The 22149-nt window shown below is 60.0% G+C and carries 22 protein-coding genes; 8 read left to right on the forward strand and 14 right to left on the reverse strand.

The features are described from left to right. Position 1: 1 nt before the first annotated feature. The 10 genes from AC13QY_RS05730 to AC13QY_RS05775 form a co-directional block, all read right to left on the reverse strand. The gene (locus tag AC13QY_RS05730) at positions 2–1012 is read right to left on the reverse strand and encodes an ABC transporter substrate-binding protein (protein WP_488492861.1); all 1011 of its coding nucleotides are present in this window, start codon (positions 1010–1012) and stop codon (positions 2–4) included. A 53-nt stretch (positions 1013–1065) separates the two neighbouring features. Beyond that, positions 1066–1380, reverse strand: a complete 315-nt coding sequence (locus tag AC13QY_RS05735) for an NIPSNAP family protein (RefSeq protein WP_488492862.1) — start codon at positions 1378–1380, stop codon at positions 1066–1068. 5 nt (positions 1381–1385) lie between these two features. Next, positions 1386–2849, reverse strand: coding sequence for an aldehyde dehydrogenase (locus AC13QY_RS05740; protein ID WP_488492863.1), 1464 nt, complete (start codon positions 2847–2849; stop codon positions 1386–1388). Positions 2850–2854: 5 nt separating this feature from the next. Continuing rightward, positions 2855–3895: an LLM class flavin-dependent oxidoreductase gene (locus AC13QY_RS05745; protein WP_113354663.1), complete on the reverse strand. Its 1041-nt coding sequence runs from the start codon at positions 3893–3895 to the stop codon at positions 2855–2857. Further along, positions 3892–4827, reverse strand: coding sequence for a flavin reductase family protein (locus AC13QY_RS05750; RefSeq protein WP_488492864.1), 936 nt, complete (start codon positions 4825–4827; stop codon positions 3892–3894). Before AC13QY_RS05750 ends, AC13QY_RS05745 begins: the two co-directional genes overlap by 4 nt. Then, positions 4824–5660, reverse strand: coding sequence for an alpha/beta fold hydrolase (locus AC13QY_RS05755; protein WP_488492865.1), 837 nt, complete (start codon positions 5658–5660; stop codon positions 4824–4826). Before AC13QY_RS05755 ends, AC13QY_RS05750 begins: the two co-directional genes overlap by 4 nt. Before the next feature lie 24 nt (positions 5661–5684). Beyond that, positions 5685–6287, reverse strand: a complete 603-nt coding sequence (locus AC13QY_RS05760; protein WP_112723890.1) for an amino acid synthesis family protein — start codon at positions 6285–6287, stop codon at positions 5685–5687. A gap of 350 nt (positions 6288–6637) precedes the next feature. Beyond that, complete coding sequence (locus AC13QY_RS05765) at positions 6638–7549, reverse strand: agmatinase (protein ID WP_113333400.1); 912 nt, start codon at positions 7547–7549, stop codon at positions 6638–6640. Between the two features lie 21 nt (positions 7550–7570). Continuing rightward, entirely contained in the window at positions 7571–8266 is a 696-nt protein-coding gene (locus AC13QY_RS05770) for a GntR family transcriptional regulator (protein ID WP_113333378.1), read from the reverse strand. 211 nt (positions 8267–8477) lie between these two features. Beyond that, the gene (locus tag AC13QY_RS05775) at positions 8478–9041 is read right to left on the reverse strand and encodes an ArsR/SmtB family transcription factor (RefSeq protein ID WP_488492866.1); all 564 of its coding nucleotides are present in this window, start codon (positions 9039–9041) and stop codon (positions 8478–8480) included. A gap of 129 nt (positions 9042–9170) precedes the next feature. Here AC13QY_RS05775 and AC13QY_RS05780 point away from each other — a divergent pair, with 129 nt between their 5' ends. Next, positions 9171–9938 (forward strand): metallophosphoesterase family protein, encoded by a 768-nt coding sequence (locus tag AC13QY_RS05780; RefSeq protein WP_488492867.1) that lies wholly within the window; start codon positions 9171–9173, stop codon positions 9936–9938. Between the two features lie 126 nt (positions 9939–10064). Next, a complete protein-coding gene (locus AC13QY_RS05785) occupies positions 10065–10649 on the forward strand; it encodes a tyrosine phosphatase family protein (RefSeq protein ID WP_368518742.1) in 585 nt (194 codons plus the stop codon). Positions 10650–10720: 71 nt separating this feature from the next. Here AC13QY_RS05785 and AC13QY_RS05790 read toward each other — a convergent pair whose 3' ends face one another. Together AC13QY_RS05790 and AC13QY_RS05795 are read right to left on the reverse strand one after the other, a co-directional pair. After that, the gene (locus tag AC13QY_RS05790) at positions 10721–13801 is read right to left on the reverse strand and encodes an efflux RND transporter permease subunit (RefSeq protein ID WP_488492868.1); all 3081 of its coding nucleotides are present in this window, start codon (positions 13799–13801) and stop codon (positions 10721–10723) included. Between the two features lie 9 nt (positions 13802–13810). Next, entirely contained in the window at positions 13811–14932 is a 1122-nt protein-coding gene (locus AC13QY_RS05795) for an efflux RND transporter periplasmic adaptor subunit (RefSeq protein ID WP_488492869.1), read from the reverse strand. Here AC13QY_RS05795 and AC13QY_RS05800 point away from each other — a divergent pair. Further along, entirely contained in the window at positions 14910–15332 is a 423-nt protein-coding gene (locus tag AC13QY_RS05800; RefSeq protein WP_488492870.1) for a hypothetical protein, read from the forward strand. The genes AC13QY_RS05795 and AC13QY_RS05800 overlap by 23 nt on opposite strands. Before the next feature lie 118 nt (positions 15333–15450). On the opposite strand, the gene AC13QY_RS05805 is transcribed toward AC13QY_RS05800, so the two are convergent. Together AC13QY_RS05805 and AC13QY_RS05810 are read right to left on the reverse strand one after the other, a co-directional pair. Continuing rightward, complete coding sequence (locus AC13QY_RS05805) at positions 15451–15924, reverse strand: VOC family protein (RefSeq protein WP_106997186.1); 474 nt, start codon at positions 15922–15924, stop codon at positions 15451–15453. Between the two features lie 126 nt (positions 15925–16050). Beyond that, positions 16051–16278: a hypothetical protein gene (locus AC13QY_RS05810; RefSeq protein WP_488492871.1), complete on the reverse strand. Its 228-nt coding sequence runs from the start codon at positions 16276–16278 to the stop codon at positions 16051–16053. Positions 16279–16284: 6 nt separating this feature from the next. On the opposite strand from AC13QY_RS05810, the gene AC13QY_RS05815 reads away from it, so the two are divergent. The 5 genes from AC13QY_RS05815 to AC13QY_RS05835 all read left to right on the forward strand — a co-directional run bounded on the left by AC13QY_RS05815 (position 16285) and on the right by AC13QY_RS05835 (position 22012). Beyond that, complete coding sequence (locus AC13QY_RS05815; RefSeq protein ID WP_488492872.1) at positions 16285–18051, forward strand: tetratricopeptide repeat protein; 1767 nt, start codon at positions 16285–16287, stop codon at positions 18049–18051. 222 nt (positions 18052–18273) lie between these two features. Continuing rightward, the gene (locus tag AC13QY_RS05820; protein ID WP_488492873.1) at positions 18274–19305 is read left to right on the forward strand and encodes an ABC transporter substrate-binding protein; all 1032 of its coding nucleotides are present in this window, start codon (positions 18274–18276) and stop codon (positions 19303–19305) included. Further along, positions 19302–20342 (forward strand): FecCD family ABC transporter permease, encoded by a 1041-nt coding sequence (locus AC13QY_RS05825; RefSeq protein WP_488492874.1) that lies wholly within the window; start codon positions 19302–19304, stop codon positions 20340–20342. The genes AC13QY_RS05820 and AC13QY_RS05825 overlap by 4 nt, the downstream gene beginning before the upstream one ends. Then, positions 20339–21100 carry an ABC transporter ATP-binding protein gene (locus AC13QY_RS05830; RefSeq protein ID WP_488492875.1) on the forward strand — a complete coding sequence of 254 codons (762 nt, stop codon included), beginning with the start codon at positions 20339–20341 and terminating at the stop codon, positions 21098–21100. Before AC13QY_RS05825 ends, AC13QY_RS05830 begins: the two co-directional genes overlap by 4 nt. 144 nt (positions 21101–21244) lie before the next feature. Further along, positions 21245–22012 carry an SDR family oxidoreductase gene (locus AC13QY_RS05835; RefSeq protein WP_113333367.1) on the forward strand — a complete coding sequence of 256 codons (768 nt, stop codon included), beginning with the start codon at positions 21245–21247 and terminating at the stop codon, positions 22010–22012. Positions 22013–22149 lie beyond the last annotated feature (137 nt).

Genomic DNA, 22149 nt, shown 5'->3' on the forward strand with positions numbered 1-22149 from the left:
CTTACTGCGCCTGCCAGGCGTACCACTTCTTGCCGATCGCATCCCTGTTCGCGGCCCAGTAATTCATGTCGGCATTGACCTGACTGGCGGTCTGCTGGTCCGGCAAGGTCTTGGCTATTTCAGGGTCCATCAGTCTCGCCGAGCCGAGGTTGGTCGGCGCATATCCGGTGGCCCTCGCCAGATCGGCCTGCGACTGTGCCGAGGTCGCGAGCGCGATGAATTTCATCGCCGTTTCGAGGTTCGGCGCACCCTTGGGGATGACAAGGGCATCCGCTGCCGTGATGTTCTGGCTCCAGGAGGTCTCCGTCTTGACGCCGCTGTTGGCAAGTGCGGTCATGCGGCCATTCCAGAGACTACCGAAAGGCGCTTCGGCCGAGGCCAGCAGCTGCTGCGATTGCGCGCCGCTCGACCACCAGACAATATCGGATTTGATCGTATCGAGCTTCTTGAAGGCGCGATCGAGATCGAGCGGATAGAGCTTGTCGGCGGGAACGCCATCGGCCAAGAGCGCCGCTTCGATGACGCCGGGCGCGGACCATTTGTAGAAGGTGCGCTTGCCGGGGAATTTCTTCGTGTCGAAGAGATCAGCCCAGGTCTTCGGGCAGGCGCTGACCGCATCGGCGTTGCAGCCGATAACAAAGGAATAATAGAAGCTACCGACGGAATAGTCGCTGACGAAGCGCGGATCGAGCTTGGACTTGTCGATGACGGAAAAGTCGAGCTTTTCGAGCAGACCCGCCTTGCCGGCCTGCGCGGCATAATCACCCTCGACGTCGACGACGTCCCAGCTCACCTGGCCGGCTTCGACCATTGCTTTCAACTTGCCGTAATCCGTTGGGCCGTCCTGCATGACGCCGATACCGGTCTTTGCCGTGAACTGGTTGGCCCAGGCGACCTTCTGCGCGTCCTGCGTCGTTCCTCCCCAGCTCGTGAAGACCATGGTGTCGGCCTTGGCGGGCATGGATGCGGCCATCATGGCGGCAAAGGCCGCGAGTGCAATTCCTGCTTTCATGTTCCCTTGTCCTTGTTTTCGGTTTTTAGAGGCATGCCTTACGCACCCGCCGTTCATCTCAATGGGGAGAAACCGGCGGGCTTCATGATCTTGTTTTCCGCTTGTTCGATCAGGTCGCGGATCTTCGGCAGGAAGGCCTGCCATTTGGGGTCGGCGGCCAGCCGCCCGCGCCGCGCCTCGCGATCGTCGAGGCTTGCATAGGCCCAGATGTGCACGATCTCGTTGATGACACCGATTTCCGAGTAGAAGTAGCCGACGAGATCGCCGAGATGGGCCTTTTGGATGGCAATCCCTTCCTCTTCCACCACCTTCAGATATTGCGGGGTCGTGCCGTTCTTCAGCCGGTAGGTGCGGATCTCGTAAAACATCGGTCTCACCTCATGACGAAGGGATCGGGAATCGGATCGTCCGATGTGCGCAGCCAGATCGTCTTGGTGCGCGTATAATCGAGCGCCGCGGCAAGACCGCCTTCCCTGCCATGGCCGGAAAGGCCAAAGCCGCCGAAGGGCGCGATAGGCGATACCGCGCGATAGGTGTTGACCCAGACGACGCCGGCGCGGATGCCCTTCATCAGGCGATGGGCTCGCGTGAGGTTCTGGGTGAACACGCCGGATGCCAGGCCATAGCGGGTATCGTTTGCAAGCCTCAAGGCTTCTGCCTCGCTCTCGAACGAGACAACCGACAGAACCGGCCCGAAGAATTCCTCGGCCAATGACGGCGAGTTGACGCCATCGCAATCGAGGATCGTCGGCGGGAAGTAATAACCCACGCCGTCTGGCTTCTGGCCACCGGTGATCAGCCGAGCGCCGCTCGCAATGGATTTCTCGAGGAGAGCGGCCACATGATCCTGCTGGCGCTTCGTTGCTAGCGGGCCGACCTCCGTCGCCATGTCGAGCGGTGAACCGATGCGGATCGCCTCGGCCTTGCGCTTGAGGATCGACAGAAAGGCGTCCTTGACGCTGGCCTCGACGATAAGCCGCGAGCCGGCAACGCAGCTTTGACCAGTCGCCGCGAAAATGCCGGCGACTTGCGCATTCGCGGCGCTCTCGAGATCGGCATCGGCAAAGACGATGAAGGGTGATTTGCCGCCCAGTTCCAAGGAGGTCGAAGCAAGGTTCTCGGCCGAATTGCGGATGACATGGCGTGCCGTCTCCGGTCCGCCGGTAAAGGCGATATGCGCGACCTTGGGGTGCCGCCCGAGTACCGCGCCGCAAGAAGGGCCGAAACCGGTGATGATGTTGACGACGCCGGCCGGAAAGCCGGCTTCATGAACCAGGCGCGCGAATTCCAGTAACGGCGCCGGACCATCTTCGGACGCCTTGACGACCATGGTGCAGCCCGCAGCGAGCGCCGGTCCAATCTTCACCGCCGAGAGAAAAAGCTGACTATTCCACGGCACGACCATGGCTACGACGCCGACTGGCTCGCGGCGCAGCCAGACATCCATGTCCGGTTTGTCGATCGGCAGGTAGGAGCCCTCGATCTTGTCGGCGATGCCGGCATAGTAGCGATAATAGTCGGCGACATAGGCGATCTGCGCCGAAGTCTCGCGGATGATCTTGCCGGTGTCGAGCGTCTCCAGTTCGGCAAGTTTCCGTGCATTGGCCGCGATGAGATCCGCGAGCCTGTAGAGAAGCTTGCCACGCTGCGTCGCCGTCATCTTTGCCCAGGGGCCCTCGTAAAGCGCCTTTTCGGCGGCATCGACGGCGCGGTCGACATCAGCCTCCCGCGCTTCCGGCATTTCTGCCCAGACGTCGCCAGTCGCGGGATCGATGCTCTGGAAGCGGGCTTCCCCATCCACAAATTCGCCGTCGATGTAATACTGGAAGCGCTGCATGGCGTTCACTCCTGAAATGCCGGCATGACCTCGGCGATGAAGCGTTCGAGCGATGCCTTCTTGCGCTCAAACGACATGCCGGTGTCGATCCAGAAGGAATATTCGTCGTAGCCCATCGCCTGATAGGCCTTCAGTCGGGCAATCACGGTTTGGGCATCGCCGACGACATTGTTGCTGCGCATGACCGCATCCGACAGCATGGGATTAGCGCGAATGTCCTCTTCCGGGATGCGCTCGATCAGGCCCTGATGGATCGGCTTCTCGTTCTTGAACCAGGCGAAGAAGTAGTTGTAATAGACGCTGAGCTCATGGGCGGCCTGCGCGATGTCATCCTCGGACGAGCCGACATAGGTATGACGCAGGAGCATGATCTTCGGCCGCTCGATGTCAGGGTTCTTGGCGCAGGCATCATTGAACCGCCCCATCAGCGCCTCGACTTCATCGTCACCCTGCCAGAGCGGCGTCACCTGGACATTACAGCCATTGGCGACGGCGAATTCATGCGAATTCGGGTCGCGCGCGGCAACCCAGATCGGCGGATTGGGCTGCTGCAGCGGCTTTGGCGCCGAGGTGGTCGACGGGAATTTGAAGAACTCGCCCTCATGGGCGTAATCCCCCTGCCAGATGCCTTTGACGGCCGGGATCAGCTCGCGCATGCGCTGACCAGCGCCCCAGGCGTCGAGACCCGGCAACAATCGCTCATATTCAAAGGAATAGGCGCCGCGGGCAATGCCGATATCGAGCCTGCCGTCGCAGATGATGTCGGCCATGGCGGCCTCGCCGGCAAGCTTGATCGGATGCCAGAAGGGCGCGATTACCGTTCCGGTGCCAAGCCTTACCCGCGATGTCCGCCGCGCCAGATCGGCGATGGTCACGAAGGGATTGGGCGCGATGGTGAAATCCATCCCATGATGCTCGCCCGTCCAGATCGCGTGCATGCCGCCCCTGTCGGCGATCTCGCACAGCGCGACGAACTCCTCATAGAGGCTTTTATGCGTCTGGTTCGCGTCGAGGCGCTCCATGTGAACGAAGAGAGAGAATTTCATGCCCGCACCGCCTTTCCGGAAACCGGTCGCACCATGCCGGAGGTCTCGTCGCCAAAATAGACCCCGAAATTGCCGATCTGGCTTTCCAGCGCGAAGCGGGAGACGATATCGGCCGTGGAGCTGGTCTTGAAATGCGCGGTCTTGAGCGCATCCGGCTTGAGGAACCGGCCCTCGCGCGGCTCACCTTGTGAAGCAAAGGCCCGATAGACGATGTGATGCTTGCCATCGCTCCTGCCTTCATAGACGGAATAGAGAAAGCCGACGGTCACGGTAAGGCCGGTCAGCGTCTGTAAATACTGACCGAGAATATCGGCGGGGCTGCCCTCCCTGCCCTCGCAATTGGGAAGAGCCAGAACATCGTCCCCGAGCAGCAGGATCTCGCCGTCGCGCTCGAGAACGGCACCCAGCTCGATATTGCCCTCCGCCGCAGCGGAGACCGCCTTGCTCGCCAGGATCGGGGTGAAATAGCCGCCACGGGCATAGCCCAGCCCATTGCGGCCGCTATTGTCGAACGAGACGATACGTCCCATCAGGACAACGTGATCGCCTGCTTCGATCACTTCGCTCATGGCACATTCGAACCAGGCGGCGACATCGGCGAGGATCGGACACCCATCCGCCCCGGAAGTCCACTCGACGGCGGCGAACCGGTCTTCAACGGGTCGGGCAAAGGTGTTGGAGACCGCCTTCTGCGTCTCAGAGAGCACATTGATGGCAAAGTGCTTCGCGCTCGTCATGGCCGCGAAATTACGCGAGGTCTTGGCGAGGCAAACAAGAAGAAGCGGCGGCTCAAGCGATACCGACGTGAAGGAATTCGCCGTAAAGCCGATCGGCAGACCAGCCTGATCGCGCGCGGTGACGACCGTCACGCCCGTCGGAAACGCGCCGAAGGCGTCGCGCAGCGCCCTTGGATCGAAATCTTGTGCCGTCATCTTGCGTCCTCCCCGCATGAAAGCCACTCGGCAAGCAGCTCATTGACGATATCTGGCGCGGTCAGGTTCACCATATGGCGGTGCCCTTCGACGATCCGTGCCCAGCCTTTGGGCGCCGCCGCCGCCATCTCCTCCGCCATCCGTGGCGTCGAGTTCGGATCGTCGGATCCCGTCAGGAACAAGGCCGGTGCCCCGACATCGGGCCAGCGATCGGCGTAGGTCTCATCGCCACCGGCGAAAGCCGCATAGGCCGTGGCATAGGCTTTCGGATCGACAAGGCTCAACCAGTTCCGCGTGAGTTCCCGCCCGACTTCACTTTGCGCATCATCGCCGAACCAACGCAGCAGCGGGCCTTCCTTGTCGACACCTGAAATCGGTATCGCGGCTGCGCGTGCCAGCACGGCCGCCTTGGCCTCGGGATCGCGCCGATAGACGCCATTGAGATAGGCGACCCTCTTGATCCGCTCACCGAAGGTGGCGGCGGCCCCTCCGGCAACGAGCGCACCCATCGAATGGCCGGCGACATTGACCTCACTGAACGCCATCTCATCGAGAAAGCCGCCGAACCAGGCGACAAAGACTTCCAGCTTGCTGCCCGGAGGCAAACCAACGCTTTCCCCATGACCCGGCATATCGACGGCGATGACGCGATGGCTTCTGGAAAAAGCCTCGATCTGTGGCATCCAGGCTTCAAGCCGCATGCCTACACCATGGATCAGCACCAGCGGCTCACCTTTGCCGACTTCATGATAGGCTGTGCCGCGCGCCGTGTGCTTGCGAGGCAAGCCTCCCACATTCAGAAGATCGGCCTTGTTCTGATCCATCGTTTCCATCGCCGGCATCCAGACGCCAATCTCTTAAACGCCGGCCGGATTGGAGACGTCCTGTCCCAGATCCTTAAGATCCTGATAGCGATCGCCGATGCGATGATGCGGCCGACCACCGATCGAGGCACCAAGCGCAATGACGATTTCGTCGGCGGCCGGTGCATCCGGTATCGACGTCTGGATTGTCAGATAATGCGAGCGGCGACCTTCATCATTCTTGTCCATGAGCGGGATCATGATCGGCGCATTGGCCGGTCCGCGCGTGTTGCAGAAGGCGAGATAGGATTTGGCACCGACGGCATGGCGATAATGATTGCCGAAGCGAAGAGTGTGGATCAGCGCGGATGCATGCTCGATCTCGCCATCGAGACCGACGACGGCGGATTTGCCGTAAGCCTCGACGGCCTCGCCCGATCCCACCGCATCGATGATCATCTTGGTGAGCAGTTCGCCGAGAACGGGTGCTGCGGCATGAATCTCAGGTTTCAGGTCCGCGACGAAGCCACGACCAGCCCAAGGGTTTTTGACGATCGCGCATGCCGAGAAGAGCTTCAACGGCGTGGCCGCCGCCCTGCCCCCTTCAACAAGCGTCGTTTCGATCTGCAGGACGGTTTTTCGGATCTGAAGGCTCATGGCTCGCTCTCATCTAGGATTACATATGATGGTATGCCATAATACGCCGCTGTCAAGCAGCTTTGAACGACCGGACTAAAAAACCTGTCGCGGTCAGAAATAATCAGCTATATCAGTAGCTTATGAAGGGGTAGAGGCAAATGCCCGCGAAAGCGATGCTTGTCGTCGCGGATCTTAAGCCGCCGATGTTCCGCTTCCGTATTCGTTATTATGGTATACCGTCACACCGAAGGGATAGCAGTGTCAACCCGCTCCGCCAGGCAAACGACAATTTGATGAGGCGTGACGGCTTCCTACATCATCCGCCTTGGCACAAGCCGGCTCGTCACATGGCGAGATTTTCGCGGGCGTTAGCCCTGGCGGATGATGGCACCGATCACATTGACGACAATGCGCGCGGCGGTCAGGGCCGAAAGGCCGTCGATATCGGCGGGAGGATAGAGCTCCACCAGATTAAAACCCGCGATGTCAGCCCGCCGGTCGAGGCCGGCGATCAGGTCGATGATCTGCGTATAGGTGAGGCCGCCGGGCGTGCGAGCCGCCACGCCCGGCATGATGCCGGGATCGATGCTGTCGCAATCCAGGGTGACAACGACCCGAGCGCCCTCCGGAATGTGCCGAAGAGCAGCCTCGACCCCTTGGGCATGGATCTCGCGGGCCGTGACAAAGCGGCTGCCATAACGTTGCGCTGTCTCGATATCTGAAGGACGAGCGCTGCCGACGCCACGCAGGCCGACCTGCACCATTCCGGCGACATGCGACATCTCGCTTGCCCGCCGCATCGGGCTTGAATAGCCGTAGCGCTCGCCATGCAGCGTGTCGCGCCAGTCGATATGGGCATCGATCTGCAAGATCCAGACCGGCCCCTCATCCGCAAAGCCGGCGATGAAGGGGATCGTGACGGAACAATCGCCGCCAAGCAGGATCGGAATGGCCGGCGATGCAAGCACGCCGCGCGTCCTCGCCTCGATCCGATCGCGGTTGCCGGCATTGTCGTGCATGACAGTCTCGACGTTTCCGACGTCGACGCAGCAAGCGGGCTTACCAGCGAACAACGGGCCGCCGAGATCGAAATCCCAGTGATCGACCAAGCCGGCGTCATCCTGGCTGGCGTCCCGGATGGCTTCCGCCGACAAGGCATGACCGCTGCTGTCCCTGCCGGGATAGGTACTGCCGTGACCCGCCCCGAAGATCACCACACGCGGCGTACGACCGTCATCGAGACGGTCCGGGAAGCCAAGAAAGGAAGAGGAAGCCGTCATCTTCATGGCCTTCTTGGGAAATCAATCGATCGGCTGCCGTCCGGAAAGCACGGCCTGGGCGATGGCGCTTGCGCTGGCAACATGATCCATCGCGGCTTGATAGGCGCCGTCGCCGTCACCGCGCCTGATAGCATCGACGATACGCGCCATCTGCGCAGGCCCTTGAACATCGCGATCTTGCGTCTTGATCGTCATGGAGCGCAGGTGATTGATGCGCACGGTCAGAAGGTTGACGACGCCCCAGGCCACATGGCGGTCGACCATGCTGAACAGCGTCTGATAGAAGGACGATGTGTGGGCGAGCACGCCGGCCATGTCCTTCTCGCGGTAGCTATGCCTTATGTCCTCGAGCGACTTGTCCAGGGCATCCGCGATCGCGGGGTTGTTCTGCTCGGCGCAAAGCCGTGCCGCCATCCCTTCGAGCGCGGCGCGGATCTCGTAGATCTGCTTGGCTTCGTCATGGTTGAGCTGCGCGACGATCGGCCCCTTGTTCGGAAGGTTGGCGACGAGGCCTTCGGATTCGAGATGGCGCAGCACCTCTCGCACGATCGTGCGGCTGACGCCCAGCTGAGCGCAAAGATCGCGTTCGACCAGGCGGTCGCCCGGGCGGAAATAGCCGTTGATGATCGCCTCTCGCACCTTGTCGAGGGCGAGCTCCCGCAACGTCTTCGTCGGACGCTCCACGCGAATCGCGGCGCCATGCGCATCGTCATTCATTTCCACACCCTCGATCTTCGGATACCATAATATGGCGTACCAAAATCATCCATTGTCGAAATGAAGTCAATGCGGGAGAGTGCCCGTCAGAGCAAGGCTTGCTCGTGAATGCCGAAATGCTCCTTCAACACCTTCCAACCTTTCGGCGTGACGTCAACGGCCCGGGACGAAGGCACCCGCCGTATGCAACCCTTCGCGAAGAGGAGGTTGGTCAAATGAACGCCAAGCGGTCCAGCAAGATGATGTTCTCTCTCCGTCCAATCGAGGCATTGCCGGGCAAGCCCATGGTGCTGGCCGTGTTCATGCCCATGCGGTCGAACCACTTCGCACCATCAGGCGTGAGTTCGAACCGCTTCTTTTCGGCCGCGACAAGGAACCCCTGCTCCACCAATCCATGGGTTAGGGCGATCCCCACGCGGCCGGCCAGATGATCATAGCAGCAACGCGCGAACCGAAGCTTCCGCACATCCCGGGTCAACGGCTTTCTTCGCACGGATTGCGCCGGACCGATGGAGGCGAGGGTCTCGAGCGCCAGCGCGACATGGGAACCGGCGAGACGGTAATATCGATGCCGCCCCTCGGCTTCCACGGCCAGCAGCTCGCCGGCCAATAATTTGCCGAGATGCGAACTGGTCGTCTGTGCCGTCACGCCGGCCGCATGGGCGAGCTCGCCGGCTGGCCGCGCCCGACCATCGAGGAGCGCCGACAATATGGCCGCCCGCGCGGGATCGGCAATCAGAAAGGCAACGGCTGCTATGTTCGGCTGGGTCGTCATGTCTAGGCCTCTCCACATTAGGCTGCATCATAACATCGAAATAGTTCGCATGCTTCGACACATGTCGAAACATTGGGGCAGATTGCCGTCCTAGACTGACCGCTCAAGCAATTGCCGCGGAACCAACCCATGACAAAGACCATCCTCGCCTTTTTCACCGACACCCATCTCGGCCATAAGCTGATCACCAAGGCCGAAATTGCCGGCGACAAAATGGGCTATGAGAATACGCCGCGACAGCACGAACAGCATCTGCGCCTGGTCCTCGGCGATATCGCCCGCCGGGGCATTTCCAAGATCGTCTTCGGCGGCGATATCGGCACCGCGTGCTCGGTCGGCGGCTTTTTCGAGCATCTGCGCGCCCATGCCTTCGATGTGTCGCTCATTCTCGGCAATCACGATACCTACGGCGATGTCGCGCCGTACCACGACATGAGCGGCGCTACCATGGCTGGGAAACTTTGCTACTCGCAGCAAGATCCGCATCTGAAACGGATTTTCCTCGATACGTCCGACAACGTCGTCGGCGACGGCCAGCGCCGGTGGCTCGCCCGCGAACTCGAAGGTGTGAGGCAGGCTGCGATCTTCCTGCATCATCCGATCCTGCCGCTCGACACGCCGATAGATCGAACCGGGGCAGCCCTGCGCGATCGGGACGAGGTCAGATCGCTTCTGATCGGCGTGAATTGCCGGATATCCCTGTTCTGCGGTCACTACCACATGATCGACGAAGCCCGGGAGGCAAACATCACGCAATATGTCTCGCCAGCGGTCTCTTATCAGATCGTCAAGCAATCCGAACGTCTCACGGCCGATACGGGGACATTCGGCTATCGTATCCTGGAGATGGACGAAGAAGGGATCAAAACGCGGGTCGTCTTGTTTTCAAGGACCTAGCCTGCGCGGACGGCTTGCCGCGCCATTTCGCGGCAACAGGGGGGAAAAGCATTTTCACTTCAGAGCGATGGCGCTATATCGTATCGAAGCGCCGCGGAATCGCCAGCCGGTTTGAAGGATATCACAATGAGCGTGCTTTTCTCTCCAGAACTCACGGTTTGTGGCATTGAGGAGTTGCCCGATCAATGCGCGCGAAACGTCACCCATGTGCTTTCCCTCCTCGATCCGGAATATCCCGAGCTCGATGTCTTCCACTCCTATGCCGAGCATCATCGCACGACGCTTCGTTTTCACGATATCATCGCGACGGCTCCGGGGCGGGTCATGCCCCGGCCGGAGCATGTCGAAGCCATCCTGAAATTCGGCTCCGAGTTTCAGGCGCGACAATATCCCGGGGCTTCGAGTCATCTGCTGGTGCATTGCCACATGGGCGTATCGCGCTCGACCGCCGCCATGCTGTCCTTGATGGCGCAAGCAAACCCTGATGAGCCCGGTGAGAGCCTGTTTGCTCGTCTGGTCGCCATCCGTCCGCAGGCCTGGCCGAATTCCCAGATGATCGGATTTGCCGACGAACAGCTCGGCCGAAAGGGCGATCTGACGGCCGCGCTTGCCCGCCATTACGGTCGCCAGATCAAGAGCCGGCCCGATTTCGTCGACTGGATGACGCATCTCGGACGTCAGGCAGAACTCAATATGGCGATCCCCGCGTAAGGATCGCCTCCCTCGCCTGAAGACCGACAGCCGGCACGATAGCCTCGTTACCCATCTTGACTAGCCCCCACTCAATGCGCGGGAGCCGGTTCTGCTTCTGTTTCCGGTGCATCCTTCTTGTGATGATCGGCGGCGAGCAGCATATAGACCGCCGGCACGACGAAGAGCGTGAACAGCGTTCCGATGGCGAGACCGGCGGCGATCACCAGGCCCATGTTGAAGCGCGCGACAGCTCCTGCTCCGGTCGCCAGGATCAGCGGCACGACGCCGAGAACCATGGCGCCCGTCGTCATCAGGATCGGCCGCAAGCGGATGGCGCAAGCGCCTTCGATCGCCTCGCGCTTGGTCTTTCCTTCGGCCTGCAGCGTGTTTGCCACCTCGACGATCAGAATGCCGTGCTTGCTGATCAACCCCATCAATGTCACCAACCCGACCTGCGTATAGATATTCATCGACGCGCCGCCGACGCCGAGGCTGATGAAGGCGAGCGCGCCTGCGATCGACATCGGCACGGACACGAGGATGATGAACGGGTCTCGGAAGCTGTTGAACTGCGCCGAAAGCGCCAAGAATACAATGATCAGGGCGAGCGCGAAAGTCGTCGCCATGCCGCTCGATTCCTGCACATATTGACGCGACTGTCCGCCATAGTCGACCGAGTAGCCCTGCGGCAATGTCCGCGCCGCAATCGACTTCAGCGTGTTGAGCGCATCGCCGACGGCAACACCGGGCGCCGGCACGCCGGAGATCGTGGCCGAGTTCAATTGCTGGAAGTGCGCAACCGAGCGCGGCGTGGCCTGAAGTTTCGCCGTCGCGATCGCCGAAAGCGGGATCTTGTTGCCGTTCACGTTTGCGATCGGATAGTCCATGATCTGATCGATGGTCTGGCGCGACCGCTGCTCGACCTGCGGGATGACCTGATACGAGCGGTTGTCGATACTGAAGTAGTTGACATAGCCGCCGCCGAGCATGGAGGCCAACGCCGAGCCGACATTGTTCATGGACAGGCCGAGCGCCGAGGCCTTGCTGCGGTCGATCTGGATCGAATATTGCGGGTTATCGACGTAGAGATCCTTCGTCAGGAAGATGAACTCGCCGGATTTCTGCGCTTCCTGCAGGAAGGCGGTGGAGACCTCGTTGAGCTGTTCGAATCCGCTGGTGCTGCCGATCGCGAATTGCACGGGCAGGCCGCTGGCGCCCGGCAGCGGCGGTATCTGGAAGACCACGGACTGTCCGCCGGCAATCTTTGCCAGATCCGCCTGTACCAGCGGCTGCAGCTGGTCCGCCGTTCTCGCCCGCTGGTCCCAGGGCTTCAGCACCATGCCCTGGAAGGACGTGCCCGGCACCTCGACCTGCAGCGTCTTGTCGGTTTCGGGGAAACTGCGGAAGATCTTGGTGACCTGGTCGGAATTGAGCAGTTTTTGCTGAAGCGTTGCATTGGGAGGGTTCGTCACCTGCGCGGCCAGGAAGCCCTGGTCTTCGTTGGGCGCCAGCTCGGTCTTGGCGCTGGTATAAAGAAAATAGATGCTGCCAAGCACGATGACGGCAAAGACCAGCGCCACAGGCACAGTGTTCAGGCTGCCGTGCAGCATGCGCACATAGGGCCGATGAATTTCCGAAAAGCGGCGATCGATGAAGTCGGAAATACGCTCTTCCCAGCCGCTGCGATCGGTCAGATGCGGCTTCAGGATGCGCGAGCACATCATCGGCGTCAGCGTCAGCGCAATGATCATGGATACGGTAACGGCGCCGACCAGCGTGAAGGCGAATTCCGTAAACAATGCGCCCGTGAGGCCGCCCTGGAAACCGATCGGCACGTAGACGGCGATCAGCACCACCGTCATGGCGAGGATCGGCCCGACGAGTTCATGCGCCGCGTCCAGCGCCGCCCTCATCGGCGTCGATCCCTCTTCGATGTGGCGGTTGACGTTCTCGACCACAATGATGGCGTCATCGACGACGAGGCCGATCGCCAGAACCAGGGCGAGCAACGTCAAAAGATTGATCGAGAAGCCAAAGATCAGCATCATCGCGAACGTGCCAATCAGCGACAGAGGGATGGCGACGACGGGAATGGCGACGGATCGCGGCGAACCGAGAAAGGCGAAGACCACGAAAATGACGATCACGAGAGCTTCGACCAGGCTCTTCACGACCTCATCGATGGAGGTGGTAACGAAAGTGCTGGAATCATAGACGATGTAGCCTTCGAGCCCCTGCGGCAATTGCTGCTGGATGCTTGGAAAGACTGCGCGCACACCCGCGATCACGTCGAGCAGGTTGGCGGTCGGGGCGATCTGGATGCCCATGAACACACCGTCCTGCCCATCGAAACCGATCTGGACGTCGGGGTTCTGGGATCCGAGCGCAACGGTCGCGACATCCTTCAGCCGCACGATCGTGCTGCCGATCTGCTTGACCACCATTTCCTTGAATTCATCCGTCGAATGCAGGTCGGTCTTCGCCGTCAGCACCGTCTGTGTCATCTGGCCGCGCGTGGTACCGATGCCGGAGATATAGTTGTTGGTGCTGAGCGCGGTCCAGACATCGCCGGCCGACAGGCCATAGGCGGCAAGCTTGTCCGGCTGCAGCCAGGCTCTCAAAGCGAACGTTCGCGCGCCGAGGATTTCGGCCGTCTGAACGCCGTTGACCGCCTGCAATTTGGGCTGGACGACGCGCGTCAGATAATCGGTGATCTGGTTACTGGCGAGAACGTCGCTGCGGAAGCCGATATACATGGCGTCGATCGACTGGCCGATGGAAACCGTCATGATCGGCTGCTGCGTTCCCGTGGGCAGTTGATTGAGAACGGAGGACACCTTGGCGTTGATTTCGGTCATCGCCGCATCGGCGCTGTAGTTGAGCCGCAGGTTGACGGTGATCGTCGACGTGCCGCTGGTGCTCGTCGAGGTCATGTAATCGATGCCGTTGGCCTGCGCGATGGCGTTTTCAAGCGGCGTCGTGATAAAGCCGGCAATGACGTCGGGCGCCGCGCCGGGATAGGTGGTCGTCACCGTGACGACAGCGTTCTGGGTCTGCGGATACTGACGCACGGTGAGCGAGCGGAACGACTGGTAGCCGATCACGATAATCAACGCGCTGACCACGAGAGCAAGAACGGGGCGCTTGATGAAGATATCGGTGATATTCATCGCCACACCTCAGTTGGGGTTCGCCGGGTTCGCATTGGGATCGTTCGACGGCTGCACTTCGTTGTTGATGATGACAGGCGAGCCGTTGTTAAGTTTCAGTTGGCCTGACGTGACCACCACTTCGCCGGCATTCAAGCCCTTGGTCACGGAGATCTGATCACCCCGTGCCTGCCCGGTGCTGACGAACTTCTGATTGGCGACGAGCTGCGGCTTGCCATCCGCCCCGTTGCCCTTGTCGGTCACCACGTAGACGACATTGCCGTAAGGATTGATGGTGACGGCTGTCTGCGGCAGGGAGATGTATTCCTTCGGCTCTCCGACCACCACCGTTATGTTGCCGAACATGCCCGGCAGCAGCTTGCGATCGGCATTGGGGAAAGTTGCCCGGATAGTAATGTTGCGGCTCTGCGTATCGACGAGCGGGCTGATCGCCGTGATCTTGCCGTCGAAAGTCTGGTTCCCATAGGCATCGACCGTCGCCGTTACAGCTTGGCCGACCTTCAGCTGTGACAGAGCCTGCTGCGGCATGGAAAAATCGAACTGGATCGGATCGAGCGACTGCAAGGTGACGACTGCGGTTCCAGCGGACAGATACTGGCCGAGGCTGACCAGCCTGATGCCGAGATGGCCGTCGAAGGGCGCGCGGATCGAATATTGATCGATCAATGCCTGCTGCGACGCGACCTGCGCCTGCGCCGCCTTCCATGTCGCCAGATCGCTGTCGACCTGGCTTTGCGCGATGGTGTTCGCCTTGATCAGCCTGGAATCGCGATCATAGGCGATCTGCGCATTGGCCATCGTCGCCTTGTATTGTTCGAGTGTCGCGATCTGCTGATCGGCAAGAAGCTGCACGATGAGATCGCCCTTCTTGACGTCCTGGCCGTCTTCGAAGCCGATCTTCTGGACGATGCCCTGGACCTGCGCCGAAAGATTGGCGCCTTCGACGGCATTGAAGCTGCCGATCGATTGCAGCGTCGTCTGCCATGGGCTCGCTGCCGCGGTGATTGTCGAGACGGTCTGCGGTGGCGACTTGAGATTAGCCAGGTAGGCCGCAATCATGCGGTTCTTGAATGCCTGGAAGCCGAAGATCCCGCCAAGGATCAGGCCTATGACGATCAGCATGATGATCATGCGTTTTATCATGAGTGTCAGCTCTACTCTTCGGAAACAGGTCGGGAAAAATTCTATTGGTGTCGGCGCAACGGGATTTCGCGGCAACTCTATCCGAAACCCGCCGGCGCCGAGGCAGTCGCAAGCATATGGTAGCCTGCGGCCAATCTCTGTATGGAAAGTAGCCTTTATCAAGGCTGACAGGTTCGATCAGCCAAATTCCTTGGCTGCTGCGCCTGTCACGCAGCAATGGATTTCGCCCGCTGAAGACGACACCGACCTTGCAATGATTCCAGCTGGCGGCGTTTCGTGCGGCCATCCTCTGCAAACCTCACCAGTCAAACGCCAACGGCCGCCGCTACACTTGATCAAGGATAAGTTGCTGATATCCGATCCACAACAGCCGGCTGCATATTCCTGAAGCCATATTTAAAGGAGTCTGGAATAAAAGCAATCATGGCGTCGACGCTGCCGACTTCCCAAATTGCCGCGGCATCGACGTCCTAGATAAAAGATGCATTGGAGAAGGGCCTCGCGCGTCAGCCTCGGCGTGCCGCTTCGATCGCGGCCACATCGATCTTCCTCATGGTCATCATCGCGTCGAAAGCTCGCTTTGCCGGATCGCCGCCCTCGCGCAGCGCTTCCATCAGAACACGCGGCGTGATCTGCCAGGAGACACCCCATCTGTCCTTGCACCAGCCGCATTCGCTTTCCTGGCCGCCATTGCCGACAATGGCGTTCCAATAGCGATCCGTCTCTTCCTGGTCCTCGGTGTAGATCTGAAATGAAAAGGCTTCGTTGTGCTTGAACACCGGCCCTCCATTCAAGCCGACGCAGGAAACACCCGCGACCGTGAACTCGACGACCAGCACATCGCCCTGCTTGCCCTCCGGATAGTTTCCCGGCGCGCGAATGACGGCACCCATGGCGCTATCTGGAAAAGTCTCGACATAAAAATTGGCGGCGGCCTCTGCGTCCTTGTCGTACCACAGACAAATCGTGTTCTTTGCCATTGTTCTCATCCTCCTGCTCTCCATTTCCCGACTGTTGAAATAGGCGCGAGATCGGATTTCGCCACCCTCATCGATGCCATTTCGGCTGGGCAATGACCGTTTTCCTGTCGTCACCTCGGCACCTTCTCAGATTGAAATAATTTGCGGACGGCGCGGTTGTATCGTCGCCATATTGGCAGATGTCGCAACCTTGAGTAAATGATGCAGAACGGGGCCGTCGCCGTTCATCAATTCGCGATCGGTCGCCGGGTCGGAAACGCGCAGGAAATCGAAAAACGGTTGCGCCGGCATTCTGGCCGCGGCCGCTTTTTGGATATTTCCGCTTGCGCCAATCTGGTTGAAGAATGGGAACAATAAAAAATGGACAGCTTGCAGAAGAGCCTGCTTTTTCTCCTCTGCCTTTTGGTTTGTATGGAGACTGCTCGCGCTGCCGATAGCGTGACGATTCCAGGATACGCCCCCAAAACGGGCGTCGAATACGTCTATCGCTCTCGCAAGACCACCTCCACCGACATGTCGTTATGGTTCGATAAGCCGGCCGCGATCATACGTGGCGATTTCCGTCAGCGTATGACGGTCGTCTCGCGCAATACGAATAGCATGCAGGTTCGCTGGTCGCTCAGCGCGGATCTGCCGCAAGGTGCCGAAGGCGCCGTCGATTCCTACGCAATGAACGCCCTCTACGGAAACTCATTGTCAGCCTATGGTATCCGGCAACTGGAATATGAGGCGGGGTCGAACGGCTTCCCGAGTAAACTCGTCGGATTCGACGCGATCCTCCGCAACATACAGAATGCGGCCGCAGTTGGACCAGACGGCCTTGCTGTCGCACCGCAAAGCAGCCTTACAAATATTATTGACAGTATAAAAAGCAATCCGCTGCTGGTTATTCATAACCTCGCACCGGAAGCGGAGCTGCTCGCCACCCTACAGGAGAAAGACGCCGCGACATACGATGTTGGCCAAACGGGAACGGCGTCGACGGTGGAATATTCACGTGGGATGCCTGTTCCCATCAACATCGAATGGAAGCTCGAAGCCGCGGATTTGGCCAATCAAACAGCCACTTTTAGCCTCAAAAAAACTTATGACAATGCGGCGTTTCAACAATCGCAGGCATCAGCCGTCGAGGGAGTGATCGCAAGCTTTGGTGAAAAGGCCAAGCAGCTTAGTGGCGAGCAATTGGCTGCCGCCAGAATTGCCAGCAAAAACGTGACGATGGCATTCATCGTGTCCCTGCGCGACGGCTCGACGCTTGAAGTGACAGAAACAGTTGCTGCGGAAAGTGGCGGTATAAAGATTACTGCAATGAGCCATGTGTGGCGCGAGGACCTGCCGGCGAATCTGCCCGAGCTGCCGAACTGGAACAGCCAAGCCATGTCTGCATCCGCTGTTGCTCCGCCAGGACCCGGTACCAATTCCGCGACAGCCAAATCGCAGCTTTCCGACAGATCTGCGATCGAGGAAGGACAGGCCGCCTATGATAGCGGCAACTACGCCGCCGCGCTGCGCTACTGGAAACCGCTTGCCGACCAAGGAGCAGCGGCCGCGCAATATAAGCTCGCTGGGCTTTATCTGTCCGGTTTAGGTGTCGATCGCGATTCCGCCCTCGCTGCCACCTATATCCGCAAGGCAGCGGATCAAGGTTGGGCGGAAGCGCAAAGCAGCCTTAGCGATCTCTATGCCGTCGGCCAAGGTGTTCCGCAAGACTATGCGCAAGCTGTGATTTGGGGCCGTAAAGCAGCCGAGCAAGGGCTCGCCGTTGCCCAGTACAATCTGGGATACAGCTACGAAAGCGGCCAAGGCGTTCCCCAGGACTATGCGCAAGCGTTGATTTGGTATCGCCGCGCCGCCGATCAGGATTTTGCCACGGCCCAGTACGCTCTCGGTCTCTTATACGATCAAGGTCTGGGCGTTCCGCAGGATTACGGTCAAGCGATCGCCTGGTATAAAAAAGCCGCCGACAAGGGCCTGGATGTGGCCCAAGGCAATCTCGGCAACATGTATGCAATGGGCCATGGAGTTGCGCGGGATCGGGCCGAGGCAATCAAATGGTTCCGTAAGGCGTCCGACCAGGGACTAGCGACTGCGCAAGAATCCCTGAAAAGGCTAGAGAAGCAGGAATAGTCGCGTCTTTCCTTTTTCCAGAGCCCGGCGTGAAACTAACATAGTAGATCGAGACCGATGAGAAGTATGTCTTCTCCCGAGAATGCATGGCGGGCAAAGTTTACAAACGCGCGTCGCATAAAATAATATGACTTTTTTGCTCTTGTTTTGACCCGATGACGCGGCTATATCGCGCCCGCGCCTTCGTTCGATCTCGTCGACAACAGTCATCAGGATATTTTCGTGACCATATTGAAATCAGTTTTGGCCGTTTCAGCTCTTTGTGCGACCCTCGGCTTTGCCGCAGCAACAGCTTCTGCCGCTTCGACCAGCTATCCGCTGACCATCGATAATTGCGGCGTCAAGGTCACGTTTCAGAAGGCTCCGGAACGCGCGATTGGGCTCGGCCAGAATAGCGCCGAAATTCTTCTCCTGCTCGGCCTCGAAAACAAAATGGTCGGCACCGCTTTCTGGCCCAACAAGGTTCTGCCGCAGCTTGCGGAAGCCAATTCCAATGTCAAGCTGCTGACGGTCGAGTTCCCGACCTTTGAATCGATCCTCTCGGAAAATCCTGACTTCGTCACCGCCGCCCTGCCGACCCTGATGGGACCGAGCAGCAAGGTGGCAAAGCGCGACGACTTCGAAAAGCTCAATATTCCCACCTATATTTCCCCCAGTATCTGCCCGGCTCAGGGCGCCTCGCAGGACAAATACGGCAATGCCGCCCGTAGCCAGATCTGGAATATGAGCTCGCTCTACCAGGAAATCGACGAACTCTCGCAGATTTTCGATGTCAGCGACAAGGGCCAGGCACTGATCGCGGATTTCAAAAAGCGGGAAGAGGCACTGCGCGCAAATACGCTGAAGGATGGCAAAAAGCTCTCCTATGTCTTCTGGTTCTCCAGCCCGTCGCCATCCGCAGATGCCTATGTCGGCGGCAAAAACAGCCCCTCGGGTTATATCGCCGACCTGCTTGGCGGTCGCAATGCCATTACCACCGAAGCGGAGTGGCCGACGCTTGGCTGGGAAAGCATCATAGCCGCCAATCCGGACGTCATCGTCGTCGCCAGCCTTGACCGCAATCGCTGGGAGCTCGACAAGCCGGAAGCCAAGATCAAGTTTCTGACCACCGATCCTGCCGTCAGCCAGCTAGCCGCGGTCAAGAACAAGGCGATCGTCGTCATGGACGGCCAGGCCATGAACCCGACCATCCGGACGATCTATGGCGCCGAGCAGGTCGCCCAGCAACTGAAGGCGCTTGGTCTTCTGAAGTGACCGACACCTATCGAATCCTGAGGCAGCTCGCCGTCATCGGCCTGCTGCTTTTTGCCTCTCTCGCGGCGATCAGCCTGACGATCGGTGTCAGCGTCGGCATCGGCGACCTGCCGATCCCGCTTTCGACGACCTTCTACGCCATCACCAACAGGCTGGGATGGACGGGGATCGAACTTAACCGCATCCACGAAACGGTGATCTGGGACTATCGACTCAGCCGGGCGCTGGTGGCCGCTTTCTGCGGAGCGGGCCTGGCGCTCTCGGGCGCGATCATGCAGTCGCTCCTTCGCAACCCGCTTGCCGAACCCTATGTGCTCGGCATCTCGGCGGGTGCTTCCACCGGCGCAGTCGCGATCGTCATACTCAATATCGGCGCGGGCGCGATTTCCCTTTCGGCGGGTGCCTTTGCCGGCGCGTTCGCGGCCTTCTTCTTCGTCGCTCTGCTTTCGAACGGCACGCGAGGCGGCGCCGACCGTACGATCCTTGCCGGTGTCGCCGCCTCCCAGCTGTTCAATGCTGCGACATCCTATATCGTGACGACATCGGGAAACGCGCAGCAGGCGCGCGATGTGATGTTCTGGCTGCTCGGCAGTTTCGGTGGCGTCCGCTGGCCGGAATTCATGCTGGTCGCGACCATTGTCGGTTTCGGGCTCGCGGCTTGCCTGCTCTATGCGCGCGTGCTGGATGCGTTCGCCTTTGGCGACGAGGCCGCATCGTCCCTCGGCGTCAATGTCGGGCGGGCGCGGATCGGGCTCTTCGCGCTGACCGCGATGATGACGGCAACGATCGTCAGCATGGTCGGATCGATCGGTTTTGTCGGTCTCGTCGTACCGCACGCGGCCCGTTTTTTCGTCGGCCCACTCCACATCCGGCTGCTGCCGGCCTGCGCCATCATCGGAGCGATGTTCATGGTGCTGGCAGACATCGCCTCGCGCGCCCTCATCCCTCAGCAGGTTCTGCCGATCGGAGTCGTCACGGCGCTGGTGGGCGTTCCCTTCTTCTCCATCATTCTCTACCGGTTCCAGCGCGCATCATGAGCATCAAGGCCGACAACATCATCTGGAAAATCGGCACAAAGACCGTACTCGACGGGGTCTCGTTCGAGGCGCCCGCGGGCAAGATGCTCGGCCTGCTTGGACCGAACGGCTCCGGCAAGACCTCGCTCCTCCGTCTGCTTGCCGGCTTGAAACGGCCGAATTCCGGTCGCATCATCCTCGAACAGAAGGATCTGCAGCGGATGTCCCGCCGTTCGATCGCAAGGCGCGTCGCCTTCGTCGAGCAGCATAGCACCACCAACGCCAATCTTAGGGTTATCGATGTCGTAAAGCTCGGCCGGTTTCCACATCGCTCGATGTTCTCAGGCTGGACGTCGGCAGATGACGAGGCGGTCGAAGATGCTCTCGCACGCGCCGGCATGAGAGAGAAACGCAACGACCGATGGCAGAGCCTGTCGGGTGGCGAAAAGCAGCGCACCCATATCGCACGAGCTTTGGCACAGTCGCCGAAGGAACTGATCCTCGACGAGCCGACCAACCATCTCGATATCCAGCATCAGATCAGCCTGATGCGCCTGGTTGCCGGCCTGCCTGTCACCAGCATCATCGCCCTTCACGATCTCAATCATGCCGCCATGTTCTGCGATCAGTTGATCATCATGCAGCAAGGCAGGATCGTCGCTTCCGGCACCCCAGAAGCCGTGCTGACAGAAGACTTGCTAAGAACTGTCTTTGCCGTTGAGGCAAGGGTCGAAGCCTCTCCTCACCACTCCCGGCCGCATATTCACTATCTGCGATGAGGTAATCCGGAACCGCCCCCTGATTGCCCTTGCCTCACCATGGAACCGAGCGCATCTTTCGCGATAAGCTCGGCGGGCTCGAGCGTTTCGAAGGGCATCGCAAGCAAGGCGCCGGTCCTGGACATGCGGCGGATGGGGGAAGACATGACAGACAGGCTCAAGGGCAAGATCGCCATCGTTTCGGGGGGCGCCACCGGCATGGGCGGCGCGGCCTCCCGCCTTTTCGCGGCCGAAGGCGCGCAGGTCGCGATCATCGACAGAAATGGCGATGCGGCGGCACAGACCGCGCGCGAAATCCGCGATGCCGGCGGCATCGCCGATCATTGGGTTGCCGATGTCTCGGATGAAGCGGCCGTCAATGTCGCAGTCAAGGACATCGAGGGCCGCTTTGGCGCCGTGACCGTGCTCTTCAACCATGCCGGCACCATCGTCATCAAGCCATTCCTCGAAACGACGCTCGAGGAATGGGAGTGGCTGCACGGCGTCAACGTCCGTTCGATGTTCCTGATGACCAAGGCGGTGCTGCCGGGCATGATCGCCGCCGGCGGCGGCTCCATCGTCTGCACCTCGTCGATCTCCGCCGTCGCCGCGACCCCGATGGAGGTTCTCTATGACACGACGAAGGGAGCGGTGCATATGTTCGCCCGCGCCATCGCCGTCGAATTCCGCGATCGCAATATTCGCTGCAACGCCGTCTGTCCCGGTTTCATCCGCACGCCGCACGGACTGCGTGAGGTCGCCGAGTTGCGGGCTCTCGGCGTCGATGTCTCGGATGCGGCGATCGCGGCCCAGCAAGGGCGCATCGGCGAGCCCGAGGATGTAGCACGCGCCGCTCTCTATCTGGCCTCCGACGAGTCCAACTTCGTCAACGGCATCCACCTCTTCGTCGACAACGGCTTTACCGCCATCTGATGGAAGGGCATCCGCATGCGACCGTTCAAGCAAATCGATATTTTTCAATAGGATATGACTGTCAATTTCATGACACCGATGGTAAGGGAGCTTTACGAATGACTTCACTGCCCCGGGTGTCCTGGTCACTTATGGCT

The sequence above is a fragment of the Martinezella sp. CNPSo 3795 genome, assembly GCF_057784475.1.

Bases quoted from the DNA above. Each gene is read 5' to 3' on its own strand.
- AC13QY_RS05730 (WP_488492861.1), bottom strand. From the start codon at position 1,012: ATGAAAGCAGGAATTGCACTCGCGGCCTTTGCCGCCATGATGGCCGCA.
- AC13QY_RS05735 (WP_488492862.1), bottom strand. From the start codon at position 1,380: ATGTTTTACGAGATCCGCACCTACCGGCTGAAGAACGGCACGACCCCG.
- AC13QY_RS05740 (WP_488492863.1), bottom strand. From the start codon at position 2,849: ATGCAGCGCTTCCAGTATTACATCGACGGCGAATTTGTGGATGGGGAA.
- AC13QY_RS05745 (WP_113354663.1), bottom strand. From the start codon at position 3,895: ATGAAATTCTCTCTCTTCGTTCACATGGAGCGCCTCGACGCGAACCAG.
- AC13QY_RS05750 (WP_488492864.1), bottom strand. From the start codon at position 4,827: ATGACGGCACAAGATTTCGATCCAAGGGCGCTGCGCGACGCCTTCGGC.
- AC13QY_RS05755 (WP_488492865.1), bottom strand. From the start codon at position 5,660: ATGGAAACGATGGATCAGAACAAGGCCGATCTTCTGAATGTGGGAGGC.
- AC13QY_RS05760 (WP_112723890.1), bottom strand. From the start codon at position 6,287: ATGAGCCTTCAGATCCGAAAAACCGTCCTGCAGATCGAAACGACGCTT.
- AC13QY_RS05765 (WP_113333400.1), bottom strand. From the start codon at position 7,549: ATGACGGCTTCCTCTTCCTTTCTTGGCTTCCCGGACCGTCTCGATGAC.
- AC13QY_RS05770 (WP_113333378.1), bottom strand. From the start codon at position 8,266: ATGAATGACGATGCGCATGGCGCCGCGATTCGCGTGGAGCGTCCGACG.
- AC13QY_RS05775 (WP_488492866.1), bottom strand. From the start codon at position 9,041: ATGACGACCCAGCCGAACATAGCAGCCGTTGCCTTTCTGATTGCCGAT.
- AC13QY_RS05780 (WP_488492867.1), top strand. From the start codon at position 9,171: ATGACAAAGACCATCCTCGCCTTTTTCACCGACACCCATCTCGGCCAT.
- AC13QY_RS05785 (WP_368518742.1), top strand. From the start codon at position 10,065: ATGAGCGTGCTTTTCTCTCCAGAACTCACGGTTTGTGGCATTGAGGAG.
- AC13QY_RS05790 (WP_488492868.1), bottom strand. From the start codon at position 13,801: ATGAATATCACCGATATCTTCATCAAGCGCCCCGTTCTTGCTCTCGTG.
- AC13QY_RS05800 (WP_488492870.1), top strand. From the start codon at position 14,910: ATGACGATCAGCATGATGATCATGCGTTTTATCATGAGTGTCAGCTCT.
- AC13QY_RS05795 (WP_488492869.1), bottom strand. From the start codon at position 14,932: ATGATCATCATGCTGATCGTCATAGGCCTGATCCTTGGCGGGATCTTC.
- AC13QY_RS05805 (WP_106997186.1), bottom strand. From the start codon at position 15,924: ATGGCAAAGAACACGATTTGTCTGTGGTACGACAAGGACGCAGAGGCC.
- AC13QY_RS05815 (WP_488492872.1), top strand. From the start codon at position 16,285: ATGGACAGCTTGCAGAAGAGCCTGCTTTTTCTCCTCTGCCTTTTGGTT.
- AC13QY_RS05830 (WP_488492875.1), top strand. From the start codon at position 20,339: ATGAGCATCAAGGCCGACAACATCATCTGGAAAATCGGCACAAAGACC.
- AC13QY_RS05835 (WP_113333367.1), top strand. From the start codon at position 21,245: ATGACAGACAGGCTCAAGGGCAAGATCGCCATCGTTTCGGGGGGCGCC.